This window comes from Elusimicrobiaceae bacterium, assembly GCA_028700325.1.
Taxonomy (GTDB): Bacteria; Elusimicrobiota; Elusimicrobia; order Elusimicrobiales; family Elusimicrobiaceae; genus JAQVSV01.
In genome coordinates this window covers 1-9,707 of record JAQVSV010000075.1, presented here as the reverse complement: position 1 = coordinate 9,707, position 9,707 = coordinate 1, and the positions used below count along the sequence as shown (strand labels likewise).

Genomic DNA, 9,707 nt, shown 5'->3' with positions numbered 1-9,707 from the left:
ATTATATGCCATCTTGAGGAGGCGCCATGAACTGGGTTTTGCTTTTTCTGGCCGGGCTGTTTGAGATTGTCTGGGCGGTCAGCATGAAATATTCGAAAGGATTTTCGGCGCCGGGCCCGTCAGCGGTAACCATAGCGGCGATGGCGGCGAGTTTTTTTCTGCTGACCAAGGCGGTGGACAAACTGCCGCTGGGCACCGCTTACGCGGTATGGACCGGCATCGGCGCGGCCGGCACGGCTGTGCTGGGCGTGTGGCTGTTCGACGAGCCGCACACGCCGGCTCGCGTAATAAGCCTGTTATTGGTGATATGCGGCATAACGGGCCTTAAAATTTCGGCCGGCTGACGGATTCCGAAATTCCGCTCGCAAAAACCAGGTATGCCGGCGGGAGAAAGGCGCGCATGTCCCTGCGGATGCGGGGCCGGCGGAGCTGGCGGCAAAAACCCGACCCGGCGCGGGCCGGGGGCGGGTTATTGCAGTTCTTTTTTCGAATCCAGAAGATAGTCGGCGAGGTAGTCGCCGTAAGCGTCGGCCTGCGCGCGGGTGAGATCAACGAACCCGCGGATGACCTCGCGGCAGCCGTCGCTGCCGCACAGGCAGCGGGTTTCGCAGAGCACCTTGGTGCGGTACTCGAAAGTGGCGTAATCAATGGCGAGCACTTCGCCCGGCCCGATCTCCCGGAGCGCGAAAAATGACGGGTGTCCGCCTTTTTTCACCCGGATGCCGACGTTCGGAGAACAGGAATGATTGAGATAGGCGGAAGGCCCGTCCGGCTCGCAGTGCAGATTCCAGTCCACCTGATAGGAATATTTGGTCTGGACCGCGGAGATTATGCCGGTGTCCGTAAACAGCAGCTCATCCTTTTTAATAGGCGCCAGAACCACGAGCGCTTTTCCGAAACGGTTGTTTTCAAGTTTGAATTTTTCCATATTGGGTTGCCTCTTGCCGGGCGGCCTGCCCTGCACCGCACAACTGCATTATAGCATTACGCATGGCGCAGGCAATTGACAGAATTAACCCACTTGGTATAATGGGAATAGCCTGGTCAGACCGGCCCGGCACATCAAAGCATGGAGAGGAAACTGATGAAAAGGTTTATTAAACTGATGATCGCCGCGCTGTTTTTTGCGGGAACAGCGGTCCAGGCACAGGACGGAGTACGCAAGATCGTGTTTTTCCGCGACGGGATACGGGCGGCCAATCGCGCACAGGTGGTGAAGGATATTGGCGGTGAAATAACCTATGATCTTCACCTTATTAACGCCGCGGCGGTTGTTATTCCCGCGGATTCGGCGCTCCGGCTTCAGACCGATATCAAGACGAAGAAGGGCGGCGTTGTTGTGGGGATGGAAGACGACAGGGTAGTCAACTGGATTAGCGGCGTCACGCTGGAAGAGCTGGCCGGTTCTGCGGACATGGGCCGCCTCGTCACCAAAACCCGGAAGATCGCGGTTGACGTGCCGAAAGCGAAAGAGGCTTTTTCCGGTGCGCCGGCAAAAGCCGGCAAAGCCCAGATTCCCTGGGGCATTGCGCGCGTCAAGGCTGACCGGGTATGGACAGCCAACACCGGCGCGGGCGTTACTGTGGCGGTTATTGACACCGGCATTGATCTGGATCATCCGGATCTTGCGGACAATATCGCCGGCAGTTTCAACGCTATTGACAGTTCCATTTCCGCCGACGACGATCAGGGGCACGGCACTCATGTGGCGGGCACGATCGCGGGCTCACTCAAAAGCGCCAGCGCGACCGGCGTGGCGCCCAACGCGCGGCTTTACGCGGTCAAAGTGCTCGGCGCGGACGGCAGCGGCAGCTACAGCACCGTGGCCAACGGCATTCAGTGGGCGGTGGCCAACAGGATGCAGGTCATCAACATGAGTCTCGGTTCCTCGCAAAACAGCGAAGCCATCGAAAAGCTCGTGGCGGCGGCTTATGCGGCGGGCGTTACGGTGGTCTGCGCCGCAGGCAATGACGGCGGCTCGGTGGGTTATCCCGCGGCGAACAAAGGCGCGATCGCCATTGCCGCGTCCGACAACAAAGACAAGATCGCCTATTTTTCCAACCGCGGCGACCTTATCCAGTTCATCACGCCCGGAGTGAATATCTACTCCACCTACAGGGGCGGCGGTTACAAGACGATGAGCGGCACTTCGATGGCGTCTCCCCATGCTGCCGGTCTGGCGGCGCTGGCCGTGGCGGCCGGAGCGAAAACGCCGGATGAAGTGGTGGCAATGCTCAAGGCGGCGTCGGTTTCGCTTAACCTCAAGCCGACCGAACAGGGCAACGGGCTGATCGAAGCCGATCGCCTGCCGCTGAATTAAGTTTCGCGTTTCCCGTAAAAGCCCGCCTGGGAAACAGGCGGGCTTTTTTGCGGGCGCGCAATGGGCTTTTAAATTCCGGCGTTCTTTGGTAATCTATTCATTATAAATACCGCAGTGGAGAACCGCAGAGGATTGTATGGCAGCCAATTTACGAACGTTTTTGCTTATCCCGCTTTTAACGCTTTGCGCCCAGCCCGCTCGCGCGCTATGGCTGGAGGATGAATTTACCTTCGGCGACGGAGGCTATATCGGCAACAGGGCCGCGCTTTACGGGGTTACCGAGCCCAATTCAATTCTGGGCGCGGAATTTGCCACCACAAAACGGGCGGAATTCTCCGACGTGATTTACGCCGTCCGCATTCCGTGGTACATTACCGCGGCGAACGGGCTGAACATCATGAAAATGTTTTACTACCTGCCGACGGGCGCGGTTGACTCGGTTACCGCCGGCGTTGTTGACCGGCGGGTGCTCAATATCTACGGCCGCAGCGGCGACGATTTTTCGGCGGCACTGGCGGTCGGGTTCGGCGCGGCGCTGCAGAACATGCCGTATAATTCCGACCGCATAACGGTGCCGGAAATGTGTTACACGCTCGACTATGTGCATGATTACTACGGCGAGTTCAATTTCATGCTCAGCGGCGCGATATACCAGTACGGAACGTCGGTTGGCGGAACCCGGCGGTTCCCCGGCGCGAGTTTTGACCAGACCGATCTGGCGGATCTGGGCCTGCTGACCGGCACGCTCGCGTTTCCGAAGGCTTCGGGCGGTTTCCAGTTCACCCGGGTGGACAAGGACAATAACAATGCCGCGCTGTATCTCAGTTATCACTATATTTCGTTCATGCCGGATATGCCGGTAGCGCACAGCCTGGGGACCGGAATCCGGATGCATATTACGGACACTTCCTTTTTCAATTTCGATTACAACTGGGTGGCGCAGGGTTCGTATTCAATAAGGAACAGTTACCGGTTTCTTGTCAAAGCGGGTTTTTGAGGGGGAGCGAATATGCCGCGTGAAGATTATTCCAGCCTTGAAATGCTGGTAACGGTGAGCCGGCTGTTATCTTCCAAGCTGGAGCTGGGCGATCTCCTGAACTACATCATGAAGCTGGCTTCGCGGGTGGTGGGCGCGGAGCGGGCCTCGCTTTTTCTTATTGATCCGGTTACCGGAGAACTGTATTTCGACGTGGCGATGGGGCTGGATCCCGAAATCCAGAAAATCCGGCTCAAGCCGGGGCAGGGCATAGCGGGCCGCACCGTGCTGGAGGAGAAATCCATCATCATAAACGATGTGGAGCTGGACGCCTCCCATCTGCGCGCGATTGACGAGAAAAGCGGGTTCGTGACCCGTTCCATCCTGTCCTGCCCGATGATAGTCAAAGGCAGAATTATCGGAGTGGTGCAGGCGCTCAACCATCTTGAAGGGCCGTTCACCGATTACGAATTGCGGAGTTTCGAGGCGTTCGCCTCGCAGGCCGCCATCGCGATCGAGAACGCGCGGTTATTCGCTTCGGTCAAAGAGGAAAAACGGCTGCTGGGATTGTTGTTCGAGCGCACCCGTGACGGCGTGCTCATGCTTGATGACGCGCGCAACATAAAACTGGCCAATGAATCCGCCCGGCTTTATCTGCAAAACACTTCCGCCGGGATTTCCGAGGCGTTGGCCGGGATGCGGCTGACGCCGCCGCTGGAGACTTTGCTGCAATCCGAACAGCCGGCAACTGATTTTGAAGGCGAGCGCACGGAACCCAAAAAACTTTTTATCGAGGGCAACGTGATTCCCCTGGCCTCGGAAACGGCGCACGGCATGCCGGCGCGGCGGGAAGGCTGGATATTGCTGTTCCGGGATGTGACTTCGAGAAAAACTGAAGAGCGGCTGGCGCGGGATTTCCTGTCGCTTATTTCGCACAAACTGCGCACACCTCTTACGGTTATTAACGGGTATCTGGAGATACTTGCGGAGGAGGTTGGCAGCCCGGATGCGATCAAGGCTGTAAATGTGATTACGAGGCAGGGGCTGAAGCTGAACGCGCTGATAGACGAAGTGGTCAGCTTTGCCGCCGTAGAAGGGCTGGACCCGGCGAAGCTTGAGAAAAAGAACGTGGATCTGGGCCGGCTGACGGCGGAAGCCGTCCGGCGGGCCACAGAGCAGTACGAGGTGGACGCCATTTTGCCGAGGCAGGCCGGCGACATGCCGGCTCCGCAGGTCGGGAAGAAATCAATTTTCACCTGCCTGCAGCCGGGTGTTATCATTGCCGGGGATGACGGGCTGCTCCGCAGCGCGATCGCCGAGCTGGTCGCGAACGGGTTGAAATTCAATCCGGGCGGCACGAAACTGGTTGATGTCGCGGTTGGGGAAGCGGGCGGGTTTGGCGTGGTGACGGTTTCCGACAACGGGCCGGGCATTGCGCCGGAAGACACGCAGAACGTGTTCCGCAAATTCTATCAGGCTGAAAATTCATTTACCGGGCAGGTGGAAGGCTGGGGGCTTGGGCTTGCTTTTGTAAAGCGGATTGTGGAGGCGCACGGCGGGACGGCGGAACTGGAAAGCGCGCCCGGCAAAGGCGCTGAATTGCGCCTGAAGTTTCGGCTGCCGGGCAAAACGGCGTAGCGGCCGGGCCCGGTCTCGCGCCGGCGGTCCCGTACCGGGGAAGCGGGCGGAAATGGTAAAATAACAGAAAGAAATTTCGATTGCACATTCGGAGGGATGGCCGAGCGGTTTAAGGCGCTAGTCTTGAAAACTAGTGAAGGGGCAACCTTTCCGTGGGTTCGAATCCCACTCCCTCCGCCCATTTGAACGAGAAAACCCTTCGGCAAAAATGTCGAAGGGTTTTCTATAGGTAAAGGTCAGCTTTTTGCCGTCTAAAACGCAGTTCGATACAAGGCAATTCAGCAACTCCCGTTTTTCATGGGACTTTCGAACTTTGAACAAGTCATACGCTTTGTTCGCCAGTTCAAGTATCTTCACGCCTTCTTCCAAATAACTTCGGTTTGCGCTCTGGTGGCGTTTAAGCGTTTCGGTAAGGGTCTGGGCGCGGGCCGACCACTCGGCGGTAGTTTTGGTCCAATATTCTTCGGTTATTACGCCCCGCAATTTATCACGATAGGCTTTGTCTGTCCAGTCTTGCAGTTCGGCAAGTTCGTGGTTGAGCTGTTTCACGCTTGCGTCGTGAAATGTTTTTTCGTCAGCATGACTTTCCTGTAAAATGGTTTTCAGCCATGCCAGTTTATCGGTGGGTATTACAATGCGCCGTACGGCTTCATCAAATTGCGCTTCAATTTCAGCTTCCCGCACATAGTCCCTTGCGCAATCCTTTTTATAATTGGTGCAGTGGTAATAAACATATTTGCCTTTTTTCATTTCGGCGGTAATCATGCAGCCGCATTTGGCGCAACGAATCATGCCGGTGTATGCAAAATCGCGTTTTGTTTTCTTCGGTCGGTTCATGCTTTCAAAGCGTTCCTGCACGGCGTCGAACAGGGCTTTAGTAATTATGGGCGGGTGTATGCCTTTGTACAGGCCGCCTTTCCACCTGAAATAACCGTAATAAATAGGGTTGTTCAATATCCAGTGAATGTTGCTTTTGCTAAGGTGTTTGCCGGAGCGCGAAATTAGGCCGTCTTTCTCGATAATTTCGTGTACTTGTTCCAACGAGTATGCGCCGGAAGCGTATAGTTCAAATACTTTTTTAATAAAAGGGGCGCGTTCCGGGTCAAGGTCGAGGGCTCTGGTAACGGTGTTGTTTATATAGCCCGTGGGCGCTTTTTGCGGGTAGCCGCCCTGCCGCGCTTTTTCAGCCATGCCTTTGGTAATTTCCTCGCGCAAATTATCGATGTAATTTTTTGCCAGAAGCACTTTAAGGCCATGCACCAGTTTCTGGTGTGATTTTGATTGTCGGTTTAATACTTCACCTTCCTTGGCAAGAATAAGAGTGATGTCCTGCTGGTCGATGTCCAAGGCAACATAGTCGGTAAAATTGCGGTAGAGCCTGTCGGTCTTTTCGCAGAGAACCGTTTTAACCTGTTTCTGGCGGTGCAGATAGGCAAGCATTTCATTGAAAGCGGTGCGGCCAGCCGCTTTTGCGCTTTCCACTTCCACGAATTCTTTAACGATTTCAATGCCCTTTTCGGCGGCATACTGGCGTAGAAATTTCTGTTGCGCCTCAATGGAATAGCCTTCGTCGGCCTGTTCCCGACTTGATACTCGCACATAGATAATTGCTTTTGTCATGATTAATCTTTGAACAGAACTTCACGATTAAATAAGGTTTTCATCAAGGCTTCATCAGATTCGTATAGGGAAAATGAGTTGATATTCATTTTGTCTAAATCTTTAAGGGCAATATTCCTTTCGCTAGAGGGAAGGATATATTTTTTTAAATAGTTTCTGCTGTTGTCACATTCGAAAGTTTTAATGTATGGGACAAATTTTTCACTTGAGAGTTTATAGGTGGCGTTGTCTTTTGTTAGGCTACTTTCCAGTGCAAGAGTATAATTGCTTTGTTGTATATAGTGTCGTTTATGTGTGCGCAGGTATTCACCAATGAAGAGAAAAGTTGTACCCCGAATGCCAGAGGTTTGCTCATGAGTTAATACGGAGTTGTTGTATAGAACATATATCGCGACATTGCTGACCGCAGTTGGATCACATGTGTTAAACGCAAAAAATGCGGCGACATATGGAGAGCGTGACCAATCTAGTAAGGGTGAGGGAAAACCAAGATGCCTAACAAATGCAAAATATTCCAATAAGTCATTGTTCGAAAACAGCATGTGACTTTTATCCAAATGATTTTTATAGTCAAATTTTGGACTTTCTGGATGAATGGATTTTATTGCACCATCTATTTTATTCAGTAAAGAAATGTAATCTTTGCAAGACGAATACAGTTCGAAATGTGTCTCACGTTCGAGCGTGGTCTTAAGTTCCCATTTGGCATCCGCTTGTCCACGGAAATAGGCGGCCATTGGAGTAAATGTGGTGTTGTCAGCGAGTTTGATGCATTTAGACTCAATGCTAGGAAGTTTTTGCTTAAATTCGTTCCATGAAATGCATTCGATTGTTTCAAGGATATTTGTTGCCGGAAGTTTCATTAGAATGCCCCCCCCAAAAAAATAGCATATTTAGTTCCATTTTAGTATACAACGACAGAACTCTTATTGCAATACTGTGTTGGCGTTGAGATATAGCACTATTAATAAACCCATAGGGGGCGGTTATCTCCCACCTGCGCTAACCGCCGCGCGCCCTTATGGCGCGGCTATCCGGCCCGCCGGATTTTGCGGTGAGGATAACCGCCGGATTTGAGCCGCAATTTGCCACAAATTGGTGTTAGGCAGTGTCGCGCTGAGGGAGGCCCATTCGAGGGCCCCCCGCCCGCGCTTTATGGCATATCACAGACAAATGAATGTCAAATTTGGTTTACTAAAGTGTTCTATAGTTGAATTTTATAGGTGAGGGTTTATGTTACTCTTAGGTATTGTGGGCATACTCATAGCAACCGACTTAGTTGTAACTTCATTTCGCAGAAAGCGAGAAACAATTTCTTTCTTAACATCGCAAAATGAAGCTCTTTTAAAGAAAGTACATTCGATTAATGAGGAAAATAAACACCTTCATGTAAGAAACAATCAGCTTTCTAAAATTTCAGGTGAAAATGAAATAATTTATAAAAAATTAACAGAAAATTTTGCTGAAGGCCTCAACTATATTTCAGAACTTGCGTCTGATTATCAGACTCTTCGCTACGAAATTGCAGCCAAATATGTAGAAACGAAAAAACATCCTGCCCCGAAAGAAGCAGAGCGAATCCGCAATCTCCGCTCGGAGACTCAATCATACATACGGGAAATGAAGATTATGAAGTATAAATATGAATATCTATTTAAACTTTTCCCAGACTTAGAATTATATGTTGACAACTTAGCCACTATAAAAGAAATGGGAGAGTTTAATGATCTTGTGGAACTGGAAGAAAATGTCGATAGGACTAGACATTATTTGACTACGGAAGAATGGGACAAATTGTCTGTTGATGATAGGAATCAATTAGCATTAGATCGATATATTGCCGGTAGAAAGAATCTGTGGGAAATAGGACGTGACTATGAAATGTTCATTGGTCATGAATATGAAAAAAATGGATGGGATATTGAATACATTGGTATAGAACAGAAATTGAAAGATCTCGGAAGAGATATAATTGCAAAAAAAGATGGAATTACCCTTATTATTCAATGTAAATACTGGGCCGAATATAAACAAATTCACGAGAAACATATTGCCCAATTATATGGAACAACGGTTGAATATATTCTTTCGTCAAAAAGTTCTGACTTTGTAGTTCCAGTTTTAATCACAAATATAAAAGTATCAGATGAAGCTAGAAGCTTTGCTAAGTATTTAAAAGTTGACATTATTGAGTCAAAGAAATTAGAACCGTTCCCTCGCATAAAATGCAATATTAATAAAGATGAAGATGGAAGGGAAACGCGGATTTATCATTTACCAATGGATCAAAAATATGACTATACAAAGATATCAAAACCTGGTGAATTTTTTAGTTTTACCGTAAAAGAGGCTGCTTCAAAAGGGTTTCGACGAGCTTTTAGATGGTACGGAAATGGCTAGGGAAACATTAACAGTTAAATGCTATGGGCAATAACAATTCATTCCCATGGTTAAGCAAATAGTTGCGAAACGCGTTCCATTGGGCCCGCCATTCTGATAAAAGCCCCGCGAAAGCGGGGCTTTTTGTTTTATGGCGGGAGAGAGCAGGCCAACTGCTTGGCCTGCGTAGGGATTCGAAAGGCGGAGTGATGCCGCACTGTGTGCGGCCACGAGCCGGGGTCGCGGCCTGCAACGAGCGTATGTGAGGAAGCAGAGCTGTGACCGAAGCCCGCCGTTTTCCTTTCTGTCATTTACGCTTTTATGCGGTTATCTCCCACCTGTGCAAACTGCCGCGCTCTCGAAGTGCGCGTCTATCCGGCTTGCCGGATTTTGCATCAGGTGAGGATAACCAGCCAATTGTATTATATCCTCTGTTTGTTCTAGATTTTCGATGAGAAAAGGTGTAAACTGAAAATGGGTTCTGAGTGTATATTCCACAGTGAATCTATTTGTAACTCTAAAAAGATTAAAGAATATAAAAACATAAAATTTTTTACAGATTTAGGATATGGGGGAACATATGTTTGTAATGCACCCCTGTAAGTCAAGCGGCACAAATAGTAGACAGCCGGTCTGCGTAGTATGATGCTTCTGCCGCATTCGGCGATCTGTACCCCAGTGTCGAATGCAGGTAACTGCTGTTATAGTCTTCAACCCAGCTATTCAATTCCCGTTCCAATTCCTGCGGACTGTACCAGTCTTTCAGCCAGATCA

The 9,707-nt window shown here is 50.6% G+C and carries 7 protein-coding genes and 1 tRNA gene; 6 read left to right on the top strand and 2 right to left on the bottom strand.

Annotated elements, in window-relative coordinates; all coding sequences use genetic code 11:
• The first annotated feature begins 26 nt into the window (after positions 1–26).
• A complete protein-coding gene (locus PHW69_08605) occupies positions 27–344 on the top strand; it encodes a multidrug efflux SMR transporter (GenBank protein MDD4005244.1) in 318 nt (105 codons plus the stop codon).
• 125 nt (positions 345–469) lie between these two features.
• Here PHW69_08605 and PHW69_08600 read toward each other — a convergent pair whose 3' ends face one another.
• Complete coding sequence (locus PHW69_08600) at positions 470–928, bottom strand: SET domain-containing protein-lysine N-methyltransferase (protein MDD4005243.1); 459 nt, start codon at positions 926–928, stop codon at positions 470–472.
• Between the two features lie 156 nt (positions 929–1,084).
• Here PHW69_08600 and PHW69_08595 point away from each other — a divergent pair, with 156 nt between their 5' ends.
• From PHW69_08595 to PHW69_08580, 4 genes are all read left to right on the top strand, one after another.
• A complete protein-coding gene (locus tag PHW69_08595; GenBank protein MDD4005242.1) occupies positions 1,085–2,320 on the top strand; it encodes a S8 family peptidase in 1,236 nt (411 codons plus the stop codon).
• Between the two features lie 136 nt (positions 2,321–2,456).
• Positions 2,457–3,317: a hypothetical protein gene (locus PHW69_08590; protein ID MDD4005241.1), complete on the top strand. Its 861-nt coding sequence runs from the start codon at positions 2,457–2,459 to the stop codon at positions 3,315–3,317.
• Positions 3,318–3,329: 12 nt separating this feature from the next.
• Entirely contained in the window at positions 3,330–4,934 is a 1,605-nt protein-coding gene (locus PHW69_08585) for a GAF domain-containing sensor histidine kinase (protein ID MDD4005240.1), read from the top strand.
• Between the two features lie 90 nt (positions 4,935–5,024).
• A tRNA-Ser gene (locus PHW69_08580) sits at positions 5,025–5,111 on the top strand.
• A 1,445-nt stretch (positions 5,112–6,556) separates the two neighbouring features.
• Here the strand turns inward: PHW69_08580 and PHW69_08575 are convergent.
• Complete coding sequence (locus PHW69_08575; protein MDD4005239.1) at positions 6,557–7,417, bottom strand: FRG domain-containing protein; 861 nt, start codon at positions 7,415–7,417, stop codon at positions 6,557–6,559.
• A gap of 388 nt (positions 7,418–7,805) precedes the next feature.
• Here PHW69_08575 and PHW69_08570 point away from each other — a divergent pair, with 388 nt between their 5' ends.
• Positions 7,806–8,954, top strand: coding sequence for a restriction endonuclease (locus PHW69_08570; GenBank protein ID MDD4005238.1), 1,149 nt, complete (start codon positions 7,806–7,808; stop codon positions 8,952–8,954).
• The last annotated feature ends 753 nt before the right edge of the window (positions 8,955–9,707 follow it).